This window comes from Streptomyces sp. NPDC045968 (assembly GCF_056430475.1).
Genome location: NZ_JBWKLF010000012.1, coordinates 80501 through 101244 on the forward strand (window position 1 = coordinate 80501; position 20744 = coordinate 101244).

General features: G+C 71.2%; 24 protein-coding genes and 1 riboswitch. Of the genes, 12 read left to right on the plus strand and 12 right to left on the minus strand.

Features of this window, described 5'->3' with window-relative positions; genetic code table 11:
* The first annotated feature begins 91 nt into the window (after nucleotides 1-91).
* The 7 genes from AC07FA_RS29955 (at nucleotide 92) to AC07FA_RS29985 (ending at nucleotide 6541) form a co-directional block, all read left to right on the plus strand.
* The gene (locus AC07FA_RS29955) at nucleotides 92-1330 is read left to right on the plus strand and encodes a MurT ligase domain-containing protein (RefSeq protein ID WP_479079439.1); all 1239 of its coding nucleotides are present in this window, start codon (nucleotides 92-94) and stop codon (nucleotides 1328-1330) included.
* A gap of 34 nt (nucleotides 1331-1364) precedes the next feature.
* Nucleotides 1365-2093 carry a type 1 glutamine amidotransferase gene (locus AC07FA_RS29960; protein ID WP_479079440.1) on the plus strand — a complete coding sequence of 243 codons (729 nt, stop codon included), beginning with the start codon at nucleotides 1365-1367 and terminating at the stop codon, nucleotides 2091-2093.
* A 141-nt stretch (nucleotides 2094-2234) separates the two neighbouring features.
* A complete protein-coding gene (locus AC07FA_RS29965; protein ID WP_479079441.1) occupies nucleotides 2235-3260 on the plus strand; it encodes a 6-phosphofructokinase in 1026 nt (341 codons plus the stop codon).
* A 111-nt stretch (nucleotides 3261-3371) separates the two neighbouring features.
* Nucleotides 3372-4322 carry a cytochrome c oxidase assembly protein gene (locus AC07FA_RS29970; RefSeq protein ID WP_479079442.1) on the plus strand — a complete coding sequence of 317 codons (951 nt, stop codon included), beginning with the start codon at nucleotides 3372-3374 and terminating at the stop codon, nucleotides 4320-4322.
* 66 nt (nucleotides 4323-4388) lie between these two features.
* On the plus strand, nucleotides 4389-4547 hold the full coding sequence (locus AC07FA_RS29975) for a hypothetical protein (protein ID WP_479079443.1): 159 nt from the start codon (nucleotides 4389-4391) through the stop codon (nucleotides 4545-4547).
* Between the two features lie 172 nt (nucleotides 4548-4719).
* On the plus strand, nucleotides 4720-5430 hold the full coding sequence (locus AC07FA_RS29980; RefSeq protein ID WP_479079444.1) for a lysophospholipid acyltransferase family protein: 711 nt from the start codon (nucleotides 4720-4722) through the stop codon (nucleotides 5428-5430).
* Between the two features lie 64 nt (nucleotides 5431-5494).
* On the plus strand, nucleotides 5495-6541 hold the full coding sequence (locus AC07FA_RS29985) for an NAD-dependent epimerase/dehydratase family protein (protein WP_479079445.1): 1047 nt from the start codon (nucleotides 5495-5497) through the stop codon (nucleotides 6539-6541).
* A gap of 67 nt (nucleotides 6542-6608) precedes the next feature.
* Here AC07FA_RS29985 and AC07FA_RS29990 read toward each other — a convergent pair whose 3' ends face one another.
* The 8 genes from AC07FA_RS29990 to AC07FA_RS30025 all read right to left on the minus strand — a co-directional run bounded on the left by AC07FA_RS29990 (nucleotide 6609) and on the right by AC07FA_RS30025 (nucleotide 13608).
* Nucleotides 6609-8186, minus strand: a complete 1578-nt coding sequence (locus tag AC07FA_RS29990) for an alpha/beta hydrolase (RefSeq protein ID WP_479079446.1) — start codon at nucleotides 8184-8186, stop codon at nucleotides 6609-6611.
* Between the two features lie 146 nt (nucleotides 8187-8332).
* Nucleotides 8333-9115, minus strand: a complete 783-nt coding sequence (locus AC07FA_RS29995; protein WP_479079447.1) for an urease accessory protein UreD — start codon at nucleotides 9113-9115, stop codon at nucleotides 8333-8335.
* A complete protein-coding gene (gene ureG, locus AC07FA_RS30000) occupies nucleotides 9112-9789 on the minus strand; it encodes an urease accessory protein UreG (RefSeq protein ID WP_479079448.1) in 678 nt (225 codons plus the stop codon). The genes AC07FA_RS29995 and ureG overlap by 4 nt, the downstream gene beginning before the upstream one ends.
* A 23-nt stretch (nucleotides 9790-9812) precedes the next feature.
* Entirely contained in the window at nucleotides 9813-10475 is a 663-nt protein-coding gene (locus AC07FA_RS30005) for an urease accessory protein UreF (RefSeq protein WP_479079449.1), read from the minus strand.
* A 31-nt stretch (nucleotides 10476-10506) separates the two neighbouring features.
* The gene (locus AC07FA_RS30010; RefSeq protein WP_479079450.1) at nucleotides 10507-12228 is read right to left on the minus strand and encodes an urease subunit alpha; all 1722 of its coding nucleotides are present in this window, start codon (nucleotides 12226-12228) and stop codon (nucleotides 10507-10509) included.
* A complete protein-coding gene (locus AC07FA_RS30015; protein ID WP_479079451.1) occupies nucleotides 12221-12532 on the minus strand; it encodes an urease subunit beta in 312 nt (103 codons plus the stop codon). The genes AC07FA_RS30010 and AC07FA_RS30015 overlap by 8 nt, the downstream gene beginning before the upstream one ends.
* Nucleotides 12533-12547: 15 nt before the next feature.
* On the minus strand, nucleotides 12548-12850 hold the full coding sequence (locus AC07FA_RS30020) for an urease subunit gamma (protein ID WP_328908833.1): 303 nt from the start codon (nucleotides 12848-12850) through the stop codon (nucleotides 12548-12550).
* A gap of 137 nt (nucleotides 12851-12987) precedes the next feature.
* On the minus strand, nucleotides 12988-13608 hold the full coding sequence (locus tag AC07FA_RS30025) for a TetR/AcrR family transcriptional regulator (RefSeq protein ID WP_479079452.1): 621 nt from the start codon (nucleotides 13606-13608) through the stop codon (nucleotides 12988-12990).
* Between the two features lie 112 nt (nucleotides 13609-13720).
* Here AC07FA_RS30025 and AC07FA_RS30030 point away from each other — a divergent pair, with 112 nt between their 5' ends.
* Nucleotides 13721-14728, plus strand: a complete 1008-nt coding sequence (locus tag AC07FA_RS30030) for an ABC transporter permease (RefSeq protein ID WP_479079453.1) — start codon at nucleotides 13721-13723, stop codon at nucleotides 14726-14728.
* A 139-nt stretch (nucleotides 14729-14867) separates the two neighbouring features.
* On the opposite strand, the gene AC07FA_RS30035 is transcribed toward AC07FA_RS30030, so the two are convergent.
* Entirely contained in the window at nucleotides 14868-15152 is a 285-nt protein-coding gene (locus AC07FA_RS30035) for a type II toxin-antitoxin system Phd/YefM family antitoxin (RefSeq protein WP_479079454.1), read from the minus strand.
* 57 nt (nucleotides 15153-15209) lie between these two features.
* Between AC07FA_RS30035 and AC07FA_RS30040 the strand changes: the two genes are divergently transcribed.
* The 3 genes from AC07FA_RS30040 to AC07FA_RS30050 all read left to right on the plus strand — a co-directional run bounded on the left by AC07FA_RS30040 (nucleotide 15210) and on the right by AC07FA_RS30050 (nucleotide 17173).
* Nucleotides 15210-15845 (plus strand): ATP-dependent Clp protease proteolytic subunit, encoded by a 636-nt coding sequence (locus AC07FA_RS30040; RefSeq protein ID WP_479079572.1) that lies wholly within the window; start codon nucleotides 15210-15212, stop codon nucleotides 15843-15845.
* A 7-nt stretch (nucleotides 15846-15852) separates the two neighbouring features.
* Entirely contained in the window at nucleotides 15853-16161 is a 309-nt protein-coding gene (locus AC07FA_RS30045) for a hypothetical protein (RefSeq protein WP_479079455.1), read from the plus strand.
* A 373-nt stretch (nucleotides 16162-16534) separates the two neighbouring features.
* A riboswitch (cyclic di-AMP (ydaO/yuaA leader) is annotated at nucleotides 16535-16699 on the plus strand.
* Between the two features lie 3 nt (nucleotides 16700-16702).
* On the plus strand, nucleotides 16703-17173 hold the full coding sequence (locus tag AC07FA_RS30050) for a C40 family peptidase (protein ID WP_479079456.1): 471 nt from the start codon (nucleotides 16703-16705) through the stop codon (nucleotides 17171-17173).
* A gap of 17 nt (nucleotides 17174-17190) precedes the next feature.
* Here AC07FA_RS30050 and AC07FA_RS30055 read toward each other — a convergent pair whose 3' ends face one another.
* The gene (locus AC07FA_RS30055) at nucleotides 17191-17832 is read right to left on the minus strand and encodes a LysE family translocator (RefSeq protein ID WP_479079457.1); all 642 of its coding nucleotides are present in this window, start codon (nucleotides 17830-17832) and stop codon (nucleotides 17191-17193) included.
* A 72-nt stretch (nucleotides 17833-17904) separates the two neighbouring features.
* Between AC07FA_RS30055 and AC07FA_RS30060 the strand changes: the two genes are divergently transcribed.
* On the plus strand, nucleotides 17905-18822 hold the full coding sequence (locus AC07FA_RS30060) for a LysR family transcriptional regulator (RefSeq protein WP_479079458.1): 918 nt from the start codon (nucleotides 17905-17907) through the stop codon (nucleotides 18820-18822).
* A gap of 19 nt (nucleotides 18823-18841) precedes the next feature.
* Here AC07FA_RS30060 and AC07FA_RS30065 read toward each other — a convergent pair whose 3' ends face one another.
* Both AC07FA_RS30065 and AC07FA_RS30070 read right to left on the minus strand, forming a co-directional pair.
* Nucleotides 18842-19273 carry an ATP-binding protein gene (locus AC07FA_RS30065; protein WP_479079459.1) on the minus strand — a complete coding sequence of 144 codons (432 nt, stop codon included), beginning with the start codon at nucleotides 19271-19273 and terminating at the stop codon, nucleotides 18842-18844.
* A gap of 189 nt (nucleotides 19274-19462) precedes the next feature.
* Nucleotides 19463-20623, minus strand: a complete 1161-nt coding sequence (locus AC07FA_RS30070; protein ID WP_479079460.1) for an 8-amino-7-oxononanoate synthase — start codon at nucleotides 20621-20623, stop codon at nucleotides 19463-19465.
* Nucleotides 20624-20744: the final 121 nt, after the last annotated feature.

Below are 20744 nucleotides of genomic sequence, written 5' to 3' on the forward strand. Positions count from 1 at the left end.
CGGCCCGCACCTTCCCGTGGTGCCGCGGTGCGGTCGTGGCACCGGACATCGATAGGCTGGGCGCGGACCGATGCAAGGAGGATCTAGGACGATGGCAGGCAACACGGAGCCGTTGTCGCCGCGGGCCAAGCTCGCCGTGACGGCGGGCAAGGCCGCGGCGGCGGTGTCGCGCGCTGCGGGGCGCGGCAGCGGATCGGTGATCGGCGGCCGGGTGGCGCTCAAGCTCGACCCCGACCTGCTGGGGCGGCTGGCGCAGCACCTGGACGTGATCCTCGTGTCGGCGACGAACGGCAAGACGACCACCACCAGGCTGATCGCCGAAGCACTGCGGGCCGCCGGTCCCGTCGTGTCGAACGCGCTGGGCGCCAACATGCCGGCGGGGATCACCTCCGCGCTGGCCGGCGGCTCGGACGCGAAGTACGGCGTGATCGAGGTCGACGAGAAGTACCTCGCCGGGGTCGCCCGCGACACGACACCCAAGGTGATCGCGCTGCTCAACCTCTCGCGCGACCAGCTGGACCGCGCCGCGGAGACCCGGATGCTGGCCGAGAAGTGGCGTGAGGGCCTTTCCGGCTCGAAGGCCGTGGTCGTCGCCAACGCCGACGACCCGCTGATCGTCTGGGCGGCGTCCTCCTCCCCCAACGTGGTGTGGGTCGCGGCCGGTCAGGCGTGGAAGGACGACGCCTGGTCCTGCCCGGCGTGCGGTGGTGTGATGCAGCGCCCCGGCGACGACTGGTTCTGCGGCGAGTGCGGTTTCCGCCGCCCCGCCCCGAGCTGGGCGCTGAACGGCGACTACGTCCTCGACCCGCACGGTTCGGCCTGGCCGATCCACCTCCAGCTGCCGGGGCGCGCGAACAAGGCCAACGCCACCAGCTCGGCAGCGGTCGCCGCCGTCTTCGGTGTGCCGCCGCAGGTCGCCCTGGAGCGCATGTACCAGGTGCAGGCCGTGGCGGGCCGCTACGACGTCGTCACCTTCCTCGGCCGCGAGCTGCGGCTCCTGCTGGCGAAGAACCCGGCGGGCTGGCTCGAAACGTTTTCCCTGATCGACCCGCCGCCCACGCCTGTGATCCTCTCCGTCAATGCCCGGGGCGCGGACGGCACGGACACCTCCTGGCTCTGGGACGTCGACTACACCCAGCTGTACGGCCACCCGATCTTCGTGCTCGGTGACCGCAAGCTGGACCTCGCGGTCCGCCTCGAAGTGGCCGGTCTGGACTTCCGGGTCTGCGAGACCCTGGACGAGGCCGTCCAGCTGGCGCCGCCCGGCCGTATCGAGGTCATCGCCAACTACACCGCCTTCCAGGATCTGCGCCGTCGTGTCGGCAACTGACCCCGGCCCCGGCCCCCTCCGGAGAGGACGAAGCATGAGCAACAACAGCCTGCGGCTGGTGTGGGTCTATCCCGACCTCCTCAGCACCTACGGCGACCAGGGCAACGCCCTCGTGGTCGAGCGCCGGGCCCGGCAGCGCGGTCTCGACGTGCAGCGCGTCGACGTCCGCAGCGACCAGCCGATCCCCACCTCCGGCGACATCTATCTGATCGGCGGCGGTGAGGACCGGCCGCAGCGGCTCGCCGCCGAGCGGCTGCGCCGCGACGGCGGCCTGAGCCGCGCCGCGTCCAACGGCGCGATCATCTTCTCGGTGTGCGCGGGCTATCAGATCCTCGGCCACGAGTTCATCAACGACCTCGGGGAGCGCGAGCCGGGTCTCGGCCTGCTCGACGTCGTCTCCACGCGTGGAGAGGGCGCCCGGTGCGTCGGCGACGTCCTCGCGGACATCGACCCGAACCTCGGTCTGCCGCCCCTGACCGGTTTCGAGAACCACCAGGGCGTCACCCATCTCGGCCCGACGGCGCGGCCGTTCGCCCGGGTCCAGTTCGGCCGGGGCAACGGCACCGGGGACGGCACCGAGGGCGCGTACAACGACACGGTGTTCGGTACGTACATGCACGGCCCCGTGATGGCACGCAATCCGCTGATCGCGGATCTGCTGCTGAAACTGGCGCTCGACGTCAACGCGCTGCCGCCCACAGACGACCGTTGGTACGAGGCGCTGCGCTCCGAGCGGATCGCCGCGGCGACGCAGCCCGCCTGAGGCCTTTTCGGCTCAACTGAGCGGCGTCCAGCAGGCGGACGCCGGGTTCGGTCCCGCCACCCTCCGCCGGTAGGGTGGCGGGGATCAAACCGGACGACGTGGTCCGGTCGTCGGCCCCACGTTGCAAAGGTTTCCCGGGCAATGCGAATTGGTGTGCTCACCTCCGGCGGCGACTGCCCCGGCCTCAATGCCGTCATCCGTTCCGTCGTGCACCGCGCGGTGGTGGACCACGGCGACGAGGTCATCGGCTTCCACGACGGCTGGAGGGGCCTGCTCGAGTGCGACTACCGCAAGCTCGACCTCGACGCGGTCGGCGGCATCCTCGCCCGCGGCGGCACCATCCTCGGCTCCTCGCGGGTCCAGCCGGCCCATCTGCGTGACGGTGTGGAGCGGGCCCGGGGACATGTCTCCGATCTCGGCCTGGACGCCATCATCCCGATCGGCGGCGAGGGCACGCTGAAGGCGGCCAATCTGCTCTCCGAGGCGGGACTGCCGATCGTCGGGGTACCGAAGACGATCGACAACGACATCGCCTCCACCGATGTGACCTTCGGTTTCGACACCGCCGTCGGGGTCGCCACCGAGGCCCTGGACCGGCTGAAGACCACGGCCGAATCGCACCAGCGGGTGCTGATCGTCGAGGTCATGGGCCGGCACACCGGCTGGATCGCCCTGCACTCGGGCATGGCCGCCGGTGCGCACGCGATCGTCGTCCCGGAGCGCCCCTTCGACATCGACGAGCTGACCGCGCTCGTCGGGCAGCGCTTCTCGGCCGGCAAGAAGTTCGCGATCGTCGTGGTCGCCGAGGGCGCGAAGCCGCGCGCGGGCTCCATGGAGTTCGCCCAGGGCACCAAGGACATCTACGGACACGAGCGGTTCGCCGGAGTGGCGACGCAGCTCTCCATCGAGCTGGAGCACCGGCTCGGCAAGGAAGCCCGCCCGGTGATCCTCGGCCACGTACAGCGCGGCGGCACCCCGACCGCGTACGACCGGGTCCTCGCCACCCGCTTCGGCTGGCACGCGGTGGAGGCGGCGCACCGGGGCGAGTTCGGCATGATGACGGCGCTGCACGGCACGGACATCACGATGGTGCCGCTGGCGGCGGCCGTGGAGACCCTGAAGACGGTTCCGGCGGAACGCTACGCCGAGGCCGAGTGCGTGCTCTGACCCGTTCGTGGTCCATGGACTGCCCCCGGCCGCAGCTGCGGCCGGGGGCAGTTCTACTCTGGACCCGGACAAGCGGCACGAATCGGGGACGTCCCCAGCGGGAGTGAACAGATGGACCACAGCGGGCACGGCATGAACATGGATCTGCCGCCGTTCACGCTGGGACGTGGGCTGGAATTCTCCGCGGACCCGTTCTTCCTGACCGGCTGCGTGCTGGCGCTCGTGCTGTACGCGTACGCCGTGCTGCGGCTGCGCAGGCGGGGGGACGGCTGGCCGGTCAACCGGATCGTCTTCTTCGTCGCCGGTGTGCTGTCCATCGCCCTGGTGATGTGCACCAAGCTCAACGACTACGGCATGGTCATGTTCAGCGTGCACATGGTGCAGCACATGGTGATCAGCATGCTGTCGCCGATCCTGCTGCTGCTCGGCGCGCCGATCACCCTGACGCTACGGGCACTGCCGGTCGCCGGACGGGACCGCACCGGACCGCGCGAAGTGCTCCTCATGCTGCTGCACAGCCGCTACATGAAGATCATCACGCATCCGGTGTTCACGATCCCCCTCTTCATCGCGAGTCTGTACGCGCTCTACTTCACCCCGATCTTCGACTTCCTGATGGGATCGAAGCCCGGCCATCTCGCGATGATGCTGCACTTCCTCGCCGTCGGCCTGGTGTTCTTCTGGCCGATCATGGGAATCGACCCGGGCCCGCACCGGCCGGGCTATGTGATGCGGATGCTGGAACTCTTCGCCGGCATGCCGTTCCACGCGTTCTTCGGTATCGCTCTGATGATGGCGAGCCAGCCGATGGTCGAGACGTACAAGAATCCCCCGGCCTCGCTGGGCATCGACGCGCTGAGTGATCAGAACTGGGCGGGCGGTATCGCCTGGGCGTTCAGCGAGATCCCCTCGGTGCTGGTGCTGATCGCCCTGGTATTCCAGTGGTACCGCTCCGAACAGCGGACCGCGAAGCGCTCGGACCGGGCGGCCGACCGGGACGGCGACAAGGAGCTGGCGGCCTACAACGCGTATCTCGCCTCTTTGCAGGCGCGCGGACAGTAGCGCGGAGCGCCCCCACGGGGCGACCATGGGCTCAACGGCCGCGCGGCCGGTGAGGAGCGTGCGCGCATGTCCGGTTCCGTGAAGACCATGGGAGTGCTCACCATCGGGGCGCTGGTTGCCGTGACGGCATACACAGTGGCCCTGGGGAGCAACGGCTGGCTCTGGTTCGGCTGGGTGGTGCTGGGCCTGGCGACGCTGGGCATGGCGGCCACACGGGAGAGCTGATCCGCTTGGGCGGGAGCGGTGCGCCACCGGGCCGAAGCCTCGCACCGGCGTGGTGACCGGTCAGTACGGGCCCGCCCCTCTCGGGGGCGCCCTAGACTGTCGGTCTCCCAGCACCACGATGACCTGGCACGACACAGCCCTGAGCCGACCGGCAGAGCGAGGTGCACCCTCCGTGTTCTATTACGTCCTGAAATACGTTGTGCTGGGGCCCGTGCTGCGCCTCTTGTTCCGGCCGCGTATCGAGGGCCTGGAGCACATCCCCGAGGACGGGGCGGCCATCGTCGCCGGCAATCACCTGTCGTTCTCCGACCATTTCCTGATGCCCGCGATCATCAAGCGGCGCATCACTTTTCTCGCGAAGGCGGAGTACTTCACGGGGCCCGGCCTCAGGGGCCGGCTGATCGCCGCGTTCTTCCGCAGCGCGGGGCAGATCCCGGTGGACCGCTCCGGCAGGAACGCGGGACAGGCAGCGCTCCGCGAAGGGCTCCGCGTACTGGCCAAGGGCGAGCTGATGGGGATCTACCCGGAAGGCACCCGGTCGCACGACGGACGGCTGTACAAGGGCAAGGTCGGGGTCGCGGTGATGGCGATCACGGCGGGGGTGCCGGTGGTCCCGTGCGCGATGGTCGGCACCTTCGAGATCCAGCCCCCCGGCCAGGCCGTCCCGCGGATCAAGCAGGTCACGATCCGGTTCGGTGAGCCGCTCGACTTCTCCAGGTACGCGGGTATGGCGGACCAGAAGGCGGCGATCCGGGCCGTCACGGACGAGATCATGTACGCGATCCTCGGTCTGTCCGGCCAGGAGTACGTCGACGAGTACGCGGTCAAGGTGAAGGCCGCGGAGGCGGACCAGCCGAAGAAGTTCCCCCGGCTGCGGCGCTGACCTCGAATCTGCGCTCAGCGAAGGTTCCTGGTCCGTCGGCGGCCCGCCCTCTAGCGTCTCCCCCATGACCAGAGGAAACGCATTCGTGCTCGGCGCGACGGGACAGATCGGGCGGGTGGCCGTCACGGCCCTCGCCGAGGACGGCTGGGAGGTGACCGCCGCCTCGCACGGCGGCGGCCGGGACGACACCTGGGCGGACGGCGTGCGCACGGTGCGCCTCGACCGGGACGAGGACGGGGCACTCGCGGCGGCACTGGGCGAGGGCTGTGACGTCCTGGTCGACATGGTGGCGTTCGGCGGGGCGCACGCCCGGCAGCTGACCGGTCTCGCGGACCGCATCGGTTCGGCGGTGGTCATCTCCAGCGGCGCGGTGTACGAGGACGAGCAGGGCCGCAGCTTCGACACCCAGGAACGTCCGGACGGCGGCCCCCACTATCCGCTGCCGATCCCGGAGTCCCTCACCACCGTGGCTCCGGGCGACGCGACGTACGCGACACGCAAGATCCGCCTGGAGCGCGAGCTGCTGGCCGCCGAGGACTCCCTTCCGGTGACGCTGCTGCGGGCCGGAGCCATTCACGGGCCCTTCTGCCGCACCCCGCGCGAGCTGTACTTCGTGAAGCGCGCGGTGGACGGCCGGGCGCGCCGGGTGCTGGCCTACGGCGGCACCAGCCGCTTCCATCCCGTCCATGTGTCCAATGTGGCGGAGCTGATCCGCCTCGCCGCGCTGCGGCCCGGCAGCCGGGTGCTGAACGCGGCGGACCCCGAGGCTCCGACGGTCGCCGAGATCGGTGCGGCGGTCGACGAGGTGCTCGGCAGGAAGTCGGAGACCGTGCTGCTGGCGGGCGCACCCGCGCCCGGCCGGGTCGGGGAGACCCCGTGGAGCGCCCCGCACGACATCGTGTACGACATGGCGGCGGCGGAGCGGGAGCTCGGCTACCGGCCGGTGACCGGCTACGTGGAGTCCCTGCCGGAGACCGTGGCCTGGCTCGCCGAGCGGCTCGACGGCCGGGACTGGACGGAGGCGTTCCCGAAGATGGCGCGGAACTACGGCGACATCTTCGACTACGCGGCGGAGGACGCCTGGCTGGAGCAGTACGACCGGGGAGTGTGAGGCCCGGGCAGGGCGAAGGGGCGGCCGGATGTGCGTCCGGCCGCCCCCTGCCCCGTAACGGGTGTGCTTACGGCTTCGGTGTGGCGTGCGGGGCGCACGTCACGTCGTGCCGGTCGGTCTCCCCGGTGAGCAGGTAGGTGTCCACCCGCTCGTTGACGCAGGGGTTGAGCAGGCCCGTGACACCGTGCGAACCGGCGTCCTTCTCGGTGATGAGACGCGAGCCCTTGAACCGCTTGTGCAGCTCGACGGCGCCCCCGTACGGGGTGGCGGCGTCACGCGTGGCCTGCACGATCAGCACGGGCGGCAGGCCCTTGCCGGTCTTGACCTCCAGCGGCGTCTGCTGCTTGGCCGACCAGGTCGAACACGGCAGGTTCATCCAGGCGTTGGCCCAGGTCATGAACGGGTAGTCCTTGTGGAGCCGGGTGTTGTCCCGGTCCCACCGCTGCCAGTTCGTGGGCCACTTGGCGTCCGCGCACTCGACGGCCGTGTAGACGGCGTTGCCGTTCTCCGAGGACGCGTTGCCCGCGAGGTCCGACATGTCGGGGCCCGCGGCGTCGACCAGTGCCTGGGTGTCGCCGCCCCGGTACGCGCTCCAGACCCGGGCGACGGGCGCCCAGCTGGAGTCGTAGTACGGAGCGCTCTGGAAGAAGCCGATGAGCTCGGCGGGGCCGACGACCCCGCCGATCGGGTCCTTCTTCGCGGCGGCGCGCAGTTCGAGCCACGCCTGCTCGACCTTCTCCGGGGTGGAGCCGATGTGGAAGGTGGCGTCGTTCTGGGCGACCCACGCCTTCCAGTCGTTCCAGCGGGTCTGGAAGGCGATGTCCTGGTTGAGGTTGGCCTCGTACCAGATGTTGTCCTTCGCCGGGTCGACCACGCTGTCGACGACCATGCGGCGCACATGGGTCGGGAAGAGCGTGCCGTAGACCGCACCGAGGTAGGTGCCGTAGGAGACGCCCAGGAAGTTGAGCTTCTTCTCACCGAGCGCGGCGCGGATGACGTCCAGGTCGCGCGCGGTGTTGGGTGTGGTCATGTGCGGCAGCATGTCGCCGCTGCGCTCGGCGCAGCCGTCCGCGTACTCGGCGGCCAGCTTGCGCTGGGCGCGCTTGTCGGCCTCGTTGTCCGGGACCGGGTCCGCCTTCGGGGCCTTGACGAACTCCTGCGGGTCGATGCAGGAGATCGGCGCCGAGTGGCCGACACCGCGCGGGTCGAAGCCCACGAAGTCGTACGCCTTCGAGGTGTTCACCCAGAGCGGGTTCTTCGTGACGACCCTGTTCGGGAACCTGAGCCCCGAACCGCCGGGACCGCCCGGGTTGTAGACGAGGGCGCCCTGGCGCTCCGCCGCGGTGCCCGTGCTGACGGCCCGGTCCACGGCCAGCTTGATCTTCTTGCCGTTCGGCTTGGCGTAGTCGAGCGGGACGGTCACCCAGCCGCACTGGATGGGCTTGGAGAGCGCCCAGTCCGCGGGACAGTCCTGCCAGTCGATACCCGCCTGTGCAGCCCGTGCCGCGGCGAGCTTGACGCCGAATGCCTCGGAGCCGCTGTGGTGGCGCCCGTCGGCGCTGGCCGCCGGTGCGGCTATCGCGCCCGCTATGAGCGTGCCCGCGATCAGAGTGCCGGCCGAACCGAGCACTGCTGTGCGTCTCAAGTGGAACCTCCCCCATATCCGATGCGCCGCGGGTGGCGGCGCGGTTCATCGGGACTTCCGGCAGATCCTTTCGTCTGTGGGGTTCCTGGCAACAGGGCGTACACGTGTTTCTTTACCGAACCAATAACCGGTGACGTGTGTCCCGCTCAGCGAACTCCCCCTCGGCCGCCGCCTTCCAGCTCGTGCAGGGCGTCGTCCAGGACTCCGCGCAGGAGCCGTGCGTCGGCCGCTACGGCGGTCACCAGCACGGCTGGTCCGGCGAGCCGGGTGAGTGCGGCGGTCGGCGAGAGCAGCCGGGACTCCGGGCACGCCTCCTCGAACTCCGGGTCCACGACCAGGAGCTGTCCGACGGCCCGGTGCCCGCCGAGCACGGCCCCGCCGTCCCAGCCGCCGGGCGCGCCCGGCCCGTAGGCGAGTTGCTGGTCCAGCAGCGGCCGGCCGGCCCGGCGCACGGTGAGCCGGGTGGTGAGGGTGCCGGTCGTCTCGCCGTGCCGGCCGAGGATCTGCTCCTCGCGCAGCACCAGACGGGCGGAGGCGGCGAGTTCCACCCGGGTGGTCATCCGCAGCTCGCTGCCGTACGCGGAGACGAGCTGCTCCGGAAGCCAGCGGAGGTCCGCCTCCTCCCCCACGGTCAGCCGCACGTCGTACGTCGCGTGCCCGGCGTCCCGCGTCGCTCCGGGCAGGGCGACGGTGGCGGCCGCCGAGTCGACGGTCAGTCGCGCGCCGTCCCCGATGTCCGCCTCGACGGCGAGCCGGTCACCGCCGAGCGGCGCGGTCATGGCGCCGACGACGGTGACACGGGCGTACGGGGCGAGGGCTGACCTGGTGCGGCGCAGGGCGAGTGGTCCGCTGCTCTCCAGCACGGGGAGAGCCGTGGCGCCCCTGCCGTCGGGGATCGCGGTGATGCGGGCCGTGGCCTGGACGCTCATGCGGTCCAGGCGGCGAGCTGTGCGCGCACCCAGTCGGCGACGGGGCGGACGCCGTCACCGGACGTCAAGGAGGTGAAGACGACGGGGAGTTCGCCGCGCTGCTCGGCGGCGTCACGGGCCATCCGGCCCAGGTCCGAGCCGACGTAGGGGGCGAGGTCGGTCTTGTTGACGACGAGGAGGTCGGCGGTGGTGACGCCGGGGCCGCCCTTGCGGGGGATGTCGTCGCCGCCCGCCACGTCGATGACGAAGACCTGTGCGTCCACCAGGCCCCTGGAGAAGGTGGCGGTGAGGTTGTCGCCGCCGGACTCGACCAGGATGAGGTCGAGCGGGCCGACCGCGTCCTCCAGGTCCTCGACGGCTTCGAGGTTGGCGGAGATGTCGTCGCGGATCGCGGTGTGCGGGCAGGCTCCGGTCTCGACGGCCTGGATGCGCTCGGGCGGGAGCACGGCGTTGCGGAGCAGGAAGGCGGCGTCCTCGCGGGTGTAGATGTCGTTGGTGACGACGGCGATGGAGAGCTGGTCGCGCAGGGTGCGGCAGAGGGCGGCGACGGTCGCGGTCTTGCCGGAGCCGACCGGGCCTCCGAGTCCGATGCGCAGGGCGCGCCGGGTGCCGTCGGGCCGTGCGGCGTCGGCGCTCACGGCTGCCGGGCCGTCGTGGGTGTGGTCGAGATGCATGGGGGCGGCTCCTGGGAGTGCGGTTACGAGGCGAAGAGGCGGACCGGCCAGGCGGCGTGCGCCTCGGCGGTGATGTCGAGCAGGGGCGCGGAGGCGGCGGGCAGGGCGTCGAGGCCGCGGCGTGCCGCGACGGCGGCCTGCTCGGCGACCCGGTCGAGCTCGGGGGCGAGGCGGGCGAGGACGGCGGTGGCCTCGAAGGGGTCGAGGGAGAGCAGCCGGACGACCGCGGTGGCCGGCCCGCTGACCGTCTCGTACGCGACGCAGTGCGCGGCGTCCTCGGGGGCGAGTCCCGCGGCCCGTGCGGTGAGGCCGAGGACGACGGGCTGGTGGGCGCCGCGTGGCCGGGCTGCGGCGAGCGCGGCCAGTTCGGGGCTGGGCCAGGTGGCCCGCGCGGCCCGCATCAGCTGACGCCCGAGCTTGCGGGCGACGGCCCGCAGGGCGGGTGAGGGAGTACGGGCATCGGCGGCCTCGTCGAGCGCGAGCGGGTCGAGGCCGTGGGCGGCCGCCGCGGCGAGTGCGGCGGAGGTGAGTCCGGTGGTGTGGAGCCGGCCCCGGCAGAAGTCGGCGAGGTCGTCGGCGTTACGGATGCGTCCTTCCTTGACGGCCGGTTCGGCTCCGCCGGAGTGGGCGTGGCCACCGGCGGGGAACCGGCCGTCGGCGAGGACGAGCAGCGCTGCGCGCGTCATGGGTGACTCTCGATCAGGGCGGCAGGAGGTATCAGAAGAGGAAGTAGCGCTGGGCCATGGGGAGTTCGGCCGCCGGTGACGGCACGACCGGCTCGCCGTCGATGGTGACGGCGAAGCTGTCCGGGTCGACCTGGACGCGCGGAAGCGCGTCGTTCTCCCGCATGTCCGCCTTGGTGACTCCCCGTGTGCTGGTGATCGGCACGAAGCGTTTGCCGAGACCGAGGCGTTCCGGCAGCCCGTCCTCGATGGCGGCGCCCGCCACGAAGTTGAACGAGTTGGCGGCCGGCGCGCGGCCGAGTGCGCCGAACATCGGCCGGGGCATCACCGGCTGCGGAGTGGGGATGGAGGCGTTGGCGTCGCCCATCTGCGCGTAGGCGATCTGACCGCCCTTGATGACCGTCTGCGGTTTGACGCCGAAGAACGCGGGGTCCCAGAGGACGAGGTCGGCGAGCTTGCCGGTCTCGACGGAGCCGATCTCCCGGTCCAGCCCCTGGGCCACCGCGGGATTGATGGTGTATTTGGCGACATAGCGACGGATACGGCGGTTGTCGGCCCGCCCGTCGCCCGGCAGGGCGCCGCGCCGCTTCTTCATCACGTGCGCCGTCTGCCAGGTGCGCATGACGACTTCGCCGATGCGGCCCATCGCCTGGGCGTCGGAGGAGATGATCGAGATCGCGCCGAGGTCGTGGAGGATGTCCTCGGCCGCGATGGTCGAGGGCCTGATCCGCGACTCGGCGAAGGCCAGGTCCTCCGGCACGGCCGGGTTGAGGTGATGGCAGACCATCAGCATGTCGAGGTGTTCCTCGATGGTGTTGACGGTGTGCGGCCGGGTGGGGTTGGTGGAGCTCGGCAGGATGTACGGCTCCGAGACGACGGTGATGATGTCGGGAGCGTGCCCTCCTCCGGCACCTTCGGTGTGGTACGCGTGGATCGAGCGTCCGGCGATGGCGGCGAGGGTGTCGGCGACGAAGCCGGCCTCGTTGAGGGTGTCCGTGTGGATGGCGAGCTGGGCGCCGCTCTCCTCGCACACCTTCAGACAGGCGTCGATGACGGCGGGCGTGGCCCCCCAGTCCTCGTGGATCTTGAACCCGAGTGCTCCGCCCCGGAGTTGGGCGCGCATCGCGTCGGCGGACATCGTGTTGCCCTTGCCGAGCAGCCCGATGTTGACCGGGTAGGCCTCCAGCGCCTCGAACATCCGGGCAAGGTGCCAGGCGCCGGGGGTGACGGTGGTGGCCTTCGTGCCCTCGGCCGGTCCGGTGCCGCCGCCCACGAGCGTGGTGACACCGGCGGACAGCGCCTGGTCGACGATGGTCGGCGAGATGAAGTGGACGTGCGCGTCGACGGCGCCCGCGGTCAACAGCTTGCCGTTGCCCGCGATGATCTCGGTCTCGGGGCCGATGACCAGATCGGGGTGCACCCCGTCCATGGTGTCGGGGTTGCCGGCCTTGCCGATCCCGGTGATCCGGCCGTCCCTGATGCCGATGTCCGCCTTGACGATGCCCCAGTGGTCGATGACAACGGCGCCGGTGATCACGGTGTCGGGAGCGCCTTCGGCCCGGCTGGTGCGAGCCTGGCCCATCGACTCGCGGATCACCTTCCCGCCGCCGAACACCGCTTCGTCACCGGCGCGCCCGGGGCCGCCCGAGCGGTCTTCCTCGATCTCGGCGAACAGATCGGTGTCGGCGAGCCGGATGCGGTCGCCGGTGGTGGGTCCGAACAGGTCGGCGTAGACCGCGCGGTCGAGCTCAGGCATCGAGGGCACCTCCGGTTTCGCCGCGCAGGCCGGGGACGACGCGCAGACCTGCGAGCGGGACGAGTTCGACGTCGACGGGAATGCCCGGCTCGAAGCGGACGGCGGTTCCGGCGGCGATGTGGAGCCGCTGCCCGCGGGCGGCGGCCCGGTCGAAGTCCAGGCCGGGGTTGGCCTCGGCGAAGTGGTAGTGCGAGCCGACCTGGACGGGCCGGTCTGCGGCGTTGAGGACGGTGAGGCGGGTGACGGCACGGCCTTCGTTGAGCGGAACGGTGCCGTCCGCGTACAGGATCTCTCCGGGAATCATCGCGGCGCTCCCCCGTCAGACGATCGGGTCGTGGACGGTGACGAGCTTGGTTCCGTCCGGGAACGTGGCCTCGACCTGGACGTCGTGGATCATCTCGGGGATGCCTTCCATGACGTCGTCACGTGTCAGCAACTTACGGCCGGAGGCCATCAGTTCGGAGACCGTACGACCGTCACGCGCACCCTCCAGCAGATGTGCGGTGATCAGCGCGACGGCCTCCGGGTGATTGAGCCGCAGCCCGCGTGCCCGGCGCTTCTCCGCCACATCGGCGGCCACATGGATGAGCAGACGCTCCTGCTCGTGCGGGGTCAGTTGCACGCTTCCACCTCTTCGTCTTCCGCCCAGTACCTGTCCTGGACGCAGCGGGACCCTATCCGCCTTCAACAAGTTGTTGATCTTGATTCGGGGTCCTGCGGCGAGGTATTGCACGTTAGGGCGGAAGTTTTTCCGGCGCGTTAACTGGCCCTTTGCACATCCATGGACATCAGGCCCCGCAGGCCGTCCTCCAGGACCTCCGACTCCATGTCCCCGAACAGCGCCAACTGGACGATGAAACCCTGGGCCGTCGCGATCAGCGTGCGGACGACGCGGTCGGTGGGCAGCTCCGTGCGAAGCATGCCGTTGGCGCGGTACGCGTCGACGAGCTCGGCCCAGGCCTCCCGGAGGCCGCCGTACGCCTCGCCGAGCGTGCGGCCGAGCCGTTCACTGCGCAGGGCCTCCGACCAGACCTGCACGATCAGACCCGCGTACGCCTGCCGGTCGAGGCCGAACTGACCGCCGGAGAAGACGCTGCGGGTGACCCGGCCGATGAGCACGTCCGGCGTGGGCGGCGGAGTGGTGCGGGCCGCCTCATCGAAAGCGTGGCGCACCCCGCCGATCGCCTCTCCGGCGATGGCCGCGATCAGGTCGTCCTTGCCGGTGAAGTAGCGGTAGACAGCCCCGGCCGAGAGCCCGACCTCCTTCAGCACGTCCTGCATCGAGGTGCCGTGGAAGCCGTCGCGGGCGAAGCAGCGGGCCGCGCCCTGGAGGATCTGGCGGCGACGGGCGTCTAGGTGTTCCTGGGATACACGAGCCATGCCCTCAACTTAAAACGAACGTTCCTTCTTGACAAGCCGCAGGTGTCGGCGTGACAGTGAGTATCTAAAACGAACGATCCTTCTCTATAACCCTCCGGTTGGAGGCCTCCTCATGCCTCACGCGCCTCTCACCGCCACCGAGCGCAACCGCCGCACCGTGGCGGTGATCCTTCTCGTCCCCATGGTGGTGGCCCTGGCCCTGTGGGCCTTCGCCTGGCCTGCCGCCCGCATCGCCCCACGCGATCTCCCCGTCGGTATCGCCGGGACCGCCCCCGCGGCCGACCAGCTCCAGGAGCGGATCGAACAGCGCGCGGGCGCGTTCGAGATCCACCGTTACGCGGACGAGGCCGCGGCCCGCGCGGCGATCGAGGACCGGGTCGTATACGGCGCCGTCGTCGCCGCACCCACCGGCCCCCGGCTGCTCACCGCTTCCGCGGCCGGCCCCGTGGTGGCCCAGCTGCTCCGCGAGGCCGTCGCCTCCTCGGCGCCGCCCGGCACCGGCCTCCAGGTCACCGATGTCGTGAAGGCCCCGGCGAACGATCCGCGCGGCAGCGCCCTCGGCGCGAGCACCCTGCCCCTGGCCCTCGCCGGGGTCTCGGCCGGAGCCGTCGTGACCCTCCTTGGCCTGCGAGGCGCCCGGGCCGCCTTCGCCCTGACCGGCGCGTCGGCGCTGGTCGGCATCACCGCCGCGGCCCTGGCGCACAGCTGGCTCGGTGTACTGACCGGCGACTGGTGGACCGAGGCCGGCGTGCTGGCGCTGACCGTACTGGCCATAGGCGCGGTCGTGGCCGGGCTCGCCGCACTCCTGGGGCCGAAGGGCATCGGCCTCGGCGCGCTCCTCATGGTGCTGCTCGGCAACTCGTTCTCCGGCGTCACCAGCGCACCCGAGATGCTTCCCGACCCCGTCGGCACGATCGGCCAGTGGCTGCCGCCGGGCGCGGGCGGATCGCTGCTGCGGTCGGTCGCGTTCTTCGACGGCAGCGCGGCCGGTGGCCCGGTGCTGACCCTCGCACTGTGGTCGGCGGCCGGCCTGACCGCCGTCGTCCTGAGCGGACGGCGCCGCGGCAGGAACGAGGCCACCCCGGCGGTCGCCGCACCCGAGCCCGCCCTGACGCACTGAGCCCTCGATGCACTGAGCCGTCAGGCTCTGGGCCGTGAGGCGCTGACGCCCTGACGCGCACGCGAAGCCGCCGTGCACCCCCGCCGTAGCGGACGGGGGTGCACGGCTCTTTCGTGTGCGCGGGGTGTACGCGAAGGGGTCAGCCGTCCCGGTCGTCGTGACCGCGGTGCTCGGCGGCGATACCGAAGCTGCGCCGTTCGCCCGGAGCGGACGTGATGGAGCGGATCGAGGACACCGAGCGGATCACCTGTTCCTCCGCAGCGGCTTCCTCTTCCTCAAGTCGCCGCAGGTCAGCGGCAGAAACGAGTGCGACGAGCGGCTTTCCGTGCCGTGTCACGACCACGCGTTCCCCGCCGTAGACGACGCGGTTGATCAGTTCGGCGAGCTCCGCCCGGGCTTGCGTCACCGGAATCTCGTAGGCCATAGTCCCCATCATAACCTTGTGTACGTCCTGTACATTTTTTACAAGGAGGACCTCGCCATGATCCGCCCCGCCGCTCGTTACGTACTGCCGGAGTTCACCGAACGCACCGCGACGGGAACCCGGACCCTCGACCCGTACTCGAAGCTGCTGTCCGAGCGGATCGTCTTCCTGGGCACGCCCGTGGACGACACCGCGACGACCGACCTCATCGCTCAGTTCATGTACCTGGAGCACGCGGAGCCCGACCGGCCGATCTCGCTGTACATCAACTCCCCCGGCGGCTCGTTCACCGCCATGGCCGCGATCTACGACACGATGCAGTACCTCACCTGCGAGGTGGAGACCTTCTGTCTCGGTCAGGCCGGTTCCTCCGCGGCCGTTCTGCTGGCGGCCGGCGCGCCCGGCCGGCGACATGCCCTGCCCGGCGCCCGGGTAGTCATTCAGCAGCCCTCCCTGCCCGAGGCCGTGCGGGGCCAGCCCTCCGATCTGGAGATCGAGGCACGGGAGTTGATGCGCGTGCACGAGATGCTCACGGGAATGCTGGTCCGGCACACCGGCCGGTCCGCGGAGCAGGTCGCCGCCGACCTCGACCGGGACACCATCCTCGACGCCGCTGCCGCCAAGGCGTACGGGCTGGTGGACCACGTCATGGAGAACCGCAGTCCGTCCCAGCCGCCGCACACCGTGAGGTGAACCGCCGATGCCGCCACCGGAGTTCCCGCCGCTCCCCGCGCTGACCCGCGCCGAGGGGGAGTTCATCGACCGCTACCTGGAAGTGCTCGACCAACTGGGCCGGATCAATCCGGCGCGCGGCAGCGACACCTACAGCGCGCTCCGCGCGGCGCAGGCACTGGCCTCCCGGGCCGGAGCGCTGCGCGACGCGCTCGCCTCCATGCACGAGCGGGGCGAAACGCAGATCCACGCCGGCACCTTGGCGCGGGCGTTGCGGGTGCTCGACGGGGAGCGGCGCGCGGAGCGGGTCACCGTACCCCCCGTCGGCGCCAGTTGACCGACCGCTCCCCCGACTCCCCTTCGCGACCGGTTCTTCGGGCGCACCCGTCCGACACGCCCGATCCTCGTACCGAATTTCCTCGCTCGTTCGGCGTAGGCCGTCCCCCTCACGAAGGACAGCTCAACTTGCGCAAAGCGAGTGGAGTGTGAGCGGAATTCAGCGCTCCGCCGCTGGTACGAGGCGGGCCGGGGAGCCGGTCTCCCGACTCAAATCCTCCCTGTCCACCCGAATGGATCAGTCGTGATGAGCCTCACATAACACCGTTTCAGCTCGGAAAACCGGCACTGAGTGAGTCAAGATCCCTGGGACGACAAGCCCCCGCCACCGCGGCGGGGCGGTCCGGGCGGACGCCGAGTCCTGCCGCTGTCCGGATGACTGGTCGACAGGAGTGGATCGGCAGGAGTGGAGGACCCGAGCACAACGGGTCGACCGGGAGACCGGCCGTCCCTCGGGGTGAAGCCGCCAAGCGCGGCCGGGCAACTTCGCCAGCCCGAACCCGACAGGTCATCCTTCACAGGCGGCTGACGAAGGGTTGCGCATGTCTGCGCAGGTTCATGTCCCGTCACTTCTCGCCCGGGCCGGTACGGCCTCGGTACTCACTCTCGCCATCGGCACCACCATGCTGGCCCCGGGCATCGTGAACGATGCCGAGGCCGCCACCCATTCGACGAAGGCGCTCAGCATCGCCGCCTCGAAGAAGGGTGCACCCTACAAGTACGGTGCCGCGGGCCCCCGCCGCTTCGACTGTTCGGGGCTGACGCTGTACTCGTTCAAGAGGGTGGGCAAGAAGCTTCCCCGCACGGCGCAGCAGCAGTACAACAAGACCCGCCACATCTCCTCGTCGCAGCGCAAACGCGGCGATCTGGTCTTCTTCCATTCCGGGCGCAGCGTCTACCACGTGGGCATCTACGCCGGCCACGGCCGGATCTGGCACTCCCCGAAGTCCGGGTCGGTCGTGCGCCTGGAGCGGATCTGGTCCAAGAGCGTCTGGTACGGACGGGTGCGCTGACCGGCGCCCCTGCTGCCTCAGTGCAGCAGGGGCCCACCCACCAGCACGAGTCCCAGCGCGGTGAGTGCCGCGCCGCTGCCGCCCTCGATCGCCCTGGCGGTACGCGGCCGGCGCAGCCACCGGCCGAGCCGGTCCACGAGCAGGGCCACGGCCGGGAACCAGATGAGCGCCAGCAGTACGACGACGGCCGCGAGCAGCAGCGTCCTCGGCAGGGGCGGTTCGCCGTCGGGCACGAACTGGGGCAGCAGGCTGAGGAAGAGCACGGGCGCCTTGGGGTTCAGGGCGTTGGTCAGGAATCCCTGCCGCAGCGAGCGCCCGAGCGCTTCGGGGCTCGCCCCCGGTGCCGTGTCCTGATCCGCCCCGGCCGTAGCCGGCCGCCGCCGTATCGCGTACAGCGCGCTCAGTCCGAGGTAGAGCACATACGCGCCGCCGAGCAGCTGGACGGTGCGGAAGAGCACGGGCATCGCCACCAGCACAGCGGCGAGGCCCGCCACGGCGAGCGCGGTGTGCACCAGCAGCCCCCCGGCGACGCCCAGCGCGGTGGCCACTCCGGCCCGGCGCGAGGCCAGGGCATTGCGTACGACCACGGTGAAGTCGGCGCCCGGCAGCGCCACCATTCCCGCGGCGACTCCGATGAAGGCCAGCAGTTGTGCGTCCATGGGTACACCATGGACCGGCCGGGCCTTTAGCGTGTACTTGCAATCTTCTGGGTCTGCCTAAAGGAACGCTTAATGTACGACCCGACACGCCTGGCGGCGCTGGTGGCGGTCGCCGAGGCCGGTTCGATCACGCGGGCCGCGGCCCGGCTGGGCTACACGGCCCCCGCGCTCTCGCAGCAGCTGGCCAAACTGGAGCGGGAGGCCGGTGCGGAGCTGTTGGTGCGCCACCACCGCGGCGCACGGCTCACCGCGGCCGGTGAGCTGCTGGCGGGTCGGGCCCGGCGGGTCCTGGACGAGATGGACCAGGCGCGCCACGAGCTGGCGCGGCTCTCCGGGCTGTCCGGCGGGCGGCTGAGGGTCGCCACGTTCACCACGGCCGGCATCCACCTGCTGCCTCCGGTGCTGAGCGCCTTCCGCCGTGCCCATCCGGACGTCGAGCTGACCGTCACGGATCTGGAGCCGCCCGGCGGGGTCGCCGCCGTGGCCTCGGGCGAGGTGGACCTCGCGCTGACGCACGCGTACGAACCGGCGGTCGCCGATCCGCCCCCCGCGGGGGTGGTTGTCGAACCGCTGCTGGTCGAGGAGCTGGTCCTGATCACCGCCGTCGGGCAGGTCCTCTCGGAGGGCACGGGGCGGCTGCCGGTCACCGAGCTCGCCGGCCGCCCCCTGATCAGCAGCGCGCCGACGCATCCGCCCCGGCGCGGTGTGGAGAGCGCCCTGGCCGAGGCGGGGGCGACGCCGGCCGTGGTCTGCGAGTCCCCCGGCTACGCGCTGGTGTGCGCTCTGGTCAGCGCGGGGCTCGGGGCGGCGGTGGTACCGGAGATGGTCGCAGCGATGTCCCCGACGCCGGTGGCGGTGCGCCGGCTCGACCCTCCGGCCTTCCGCCGGACCATTTCCGTGGTGCACCGCGGTGACCGGGCGACCGCGGCGGCGGCGACGCTGACGGCGCTGTTGCGCAGCGGCTTCGGCCGCGCGGCCGCAGCGCAGTGATGGACCGTTTCCTCCGGGGTCAGCTCTGGACCGGGACGGTCCACGGCAGCGCGATCGAGACCGTCTTGCCCCCTTCGGCCGTGGGACTGACCGTGAGCCGCCCGCCGCACTCCTTGGCCAGACAGCGGATGATGACCATGCCGCGCCCGTTGTCCTGCTGGACGGCCACGGGCAGCCGGCGGGGCCAGCGAGGGTGACTGTCCGTCACCCCCACGTACAGCTCCTCGTCCCGGTCGAGCCGGAGTTCCACGGTGAACGTGGGCGACTGGCCCAACGTGTGCTGCACGGCGTTGGTGGCCAGTTCGGAGACGATCAGGCGGATGCTGTCGGCGAACTCGGCGTCGTCCGGGAGGCCCCACTCGGTGAGTACCCGGGCCACATATCTGCGCGCCGAGGAGACCGAGACCGGATCGCTCGGCAGAGTGACGGATGCTTCTTGATGGTCTGCCATGGCGGCGCCGTCCCTTCCCGGCCCGGCCGACACGAGATCGGCCAGGGTTGTGCTTCGCGCCAGATTGACACTGATGCTGCCCTCTGTAACGACGTTGCACCAAGATATGCAGATATCTGTCGCTCAAAGCGGTGAACTCCGCCGCGGGACGGTGGCGCTTCTCCGCGGCGGCCCGGGTGGCCTCCCGTTTCAGCCGGGCTGAACCGACGCGCCATCGGGAGCGGTCCGTACGATCGTGGCCACCGCTGCCGAGATCTGCTCCGCCGTCAGATCGGCCCGGGCGGTCAGCCGCAGCCGGGAGATCCCGTCCGGCACCGACGGGGGCCGGAAGCAGCCCACCGCGATTCCGGCGGCGCGGCAGTCGGCCGCCCAGCGCACCGCGGCGTCCGCGGACGGCGCACGGACCGCCACCACCGCGGCGTCGGGACGGGCCGCCGTGAGCCCGGCGGCGGTCAGCCGTTCGTGCAGGGCCGTGGCCACCGCGCGGGCCAGGCCGGCCCTTTCCGGTTCACGCCTCAGCAGGTCCAGGGCTCCCAGGGCGCCGCCGGCAGCCGCCGGGGCGAGTCCGGTGTCGAAGATGAACGTACGGGCGGTGTTGATCAGGTGGTCGATGACCCGGGCCGGTCCGAGGACCGCCCCGCCCTGGCTGCCCAGGGACTTGGACAGGGTGAGGGTGGCGACGATCCCCTCGCCGCCCGCGAGTCCGACGGCGGCGAGCGCACCGCGCCCGCCTTCCCCGAGGACGCCCAGCCCATGTGCGTCGTCGACCAGCAGTGCGGCGTTCTCCGCCCGGCACGCGTCGGCGAGCTCCGTCAGCGGAGCGGCGTCACCGTCCACCGAGAAGACCGAGTCGGTCACGGCCAGCGCCCGTCCGTCGTGCGCGTGCAGCGCCTTGCGCACGGCGTCGGGCTCCGCGTGCGGCACGACGGACGTCGCCGCCCGGGAGAGCCGGCACCCGTCGACGATCGATGCGTGGTTGCCCGCGTCGGAGACGATCAGGGAGCCGTGGCCCGAGAGCGCGGTGAGGGCGGCGAGGTTGGCCGCGTAGCCGGAGGAGAACACCAGGGCCGCCTCGAATCCGCAGAACGCGGCGAGTTCGCGTTCGAGTGCGGCGTGCAGGGCGGTGGAACCGGTGACGAGTCGCGATCCGGTGGCGCCCGCGCCCCATCGCAGCGCCGCGTCGGCGGCCGCGGCGGTGACCTCGGGGTGCCGGGTGAGGCCCAGATAGTCGTTGCTCGCGAGGTCCAGCAGTTCCGTTTCCGCGGGTCGCGGCCGCAGCGTGCGGACGAGTCCGGCGGCGGCACGGCGACGGGCCTCGGCGTCGATCCAGTCGAACGGGGCGAAGGACATGGGGTGGTCCCTTTTGTAGGCAGCTCACAGACACTAGCCGCGGGCGCAGCAGGTCAGGGTGTGGCAATACCCACACCCTTCGCCGCCTCTTCTGTCTGGTTCCTCCTTGGCCGATGACCGT

Coding starts and splice junctions, on each gene's coding strand:
- AC07FA_RS30070 (WP_479079460.1), bottom strand. CDS start 20,623: ATGTCCTTCGCCCCGTTCGACTGGATCGACGCCGAGGCCCGTCGCCGT.
- AC07FA_RS30050 (WP_479079456.1), top strand. CDS start 16,703: ATGTCTGCGCAGGTTCATGTCCCGTCACTTCTCGCCCGGGCCGGTACG.
- AC07FA_RS30015 (WP_479079451.1), bottom strand. CDS start 12,532: ATGATTCCCGGAGAGATCCTGTACGCGGACGGCACCGTTCCGCTCAAC.
- AC07FA_RS30045 (WP_479079455.1), top strand. CDS start 15,853: ATGCCGCCACCGGAGTTCCCGCCGCTCCCCGCGCTGACCCGCGCCGAG.
- AC07FA_RS29995 (WP_479079447.1), bottom strand. CDS start 9,115: ATGAGCGTCCAGGCCACGGCCCGCATCACCGCGATCCCCGACGGCAGG.
- AC07FA_RS30030 (WP_479079453.1), top strand. CDS start 13,721: ATGCCTCACGCGCCTCTCACCGCCACCGAGCGCAACCGCCGCACCGTG.
- AC07FA_RS30065 (WP_479079459.1), bottom strand. CDS start 19,273: ATGGCAGACCATCAAGAAGCATCCGTCACTCTGCCGAGCGATCCGGTC.
- AC07FA_RS30005 (WP_479079449.1), bottom strand. CDS start 10,475: ATGACGCGCGCAGCGCTGCTCGTCCTCGCCGACGGCCGGTTCCCCGCC.
- AC07FA_RS30025 (WP_479079452.1), bottom strand. CDS start 13,608: ATGGCTCGTGTATCCCAGGAACACCTAGACGCCCGTCGCCGCCAGATC.
- AC07FA_RS29960 (WP_479079440.1), top strand. CDS start 1,365: ATGAGCAACAACAGCCTGCGGCTGGTGTGGGTCTATCCCGACCTCCTC.
- AC07FA_RS29970 (WP_479079442.1), top strand. CDS start 3,372: ATGGACCACAGCGGGCACGGCATGAACATGGATCTGCCGCCGTTCACG.
- AC07FA_RS29985 (WP_479079445.1), top strand. CDS start 5,495: ATGACCAGAGGAAACGCATTCGTGCTCGGCGCGACGGGACAGATCGGG.
- AC07FA_RS29955 (WP_479079439.1), top strand. CDS start 92: ATGGCAGGCAACACGGAGCCGTTGTCGCCGCGGGCCAAGCTCGCCGTG.
- AC07FA_RS30010 (WP_479079450.1), bottom strand. CDS start 12,228: ATGCCTGAGCTCGACCGCGCGGTCTACGCCGACCTGTTCGGACCCACC.
- AC07FA_RS30055 (WP_479079457.1), bottom strand. CDS start 17,832: ATGGACGCACAACTGCTGGCCTTCATCGGAGTCGCCGCGGGAATGGTG.
- AC07FA_RS30040 (WP_479079572.1), top strand. CDS start 15,210: ATGATCCGCCCCGCCGCTCGTTACGTACTGCCGGAGTTCACCGAACGC.
- AC07FA_RS29965 (WP_479079441.1), top strand. CDS start 2,235: ATGCGAATTGGTGTGCTCACCTCCGGCGGCGACTGCCCCGGCCTCAAT.
- AC07FA_RS29975 (WP_479079443.1), top strand. CDS start 4,389: ATGTCCGGTTCCGTGAAGACCATGGGAGTGCTCACCATCGGGGCGCTG.
- AC07FA_RS30035 (WP_479079454.1), bottom strand. CDS start 15,152: ATGGCCTACGAGATTCCGGTGACGCAAGCCCGGGCGGAGCTCGCCGAA.
- ureG (WP_479079448.1), bottom strand. CDS start 9,789: ATGCATCTCGACCACACCCACGACGGCCCGGCAGCCGTGAGCGCCGAC.
- AC07FA_RS30060 (WP_479079458.1), top strand. CDS start 17,905: ATGTACGACCCGACACGCCTGGCGGCGCTGGTGGCGGTCGCCGAGGCC.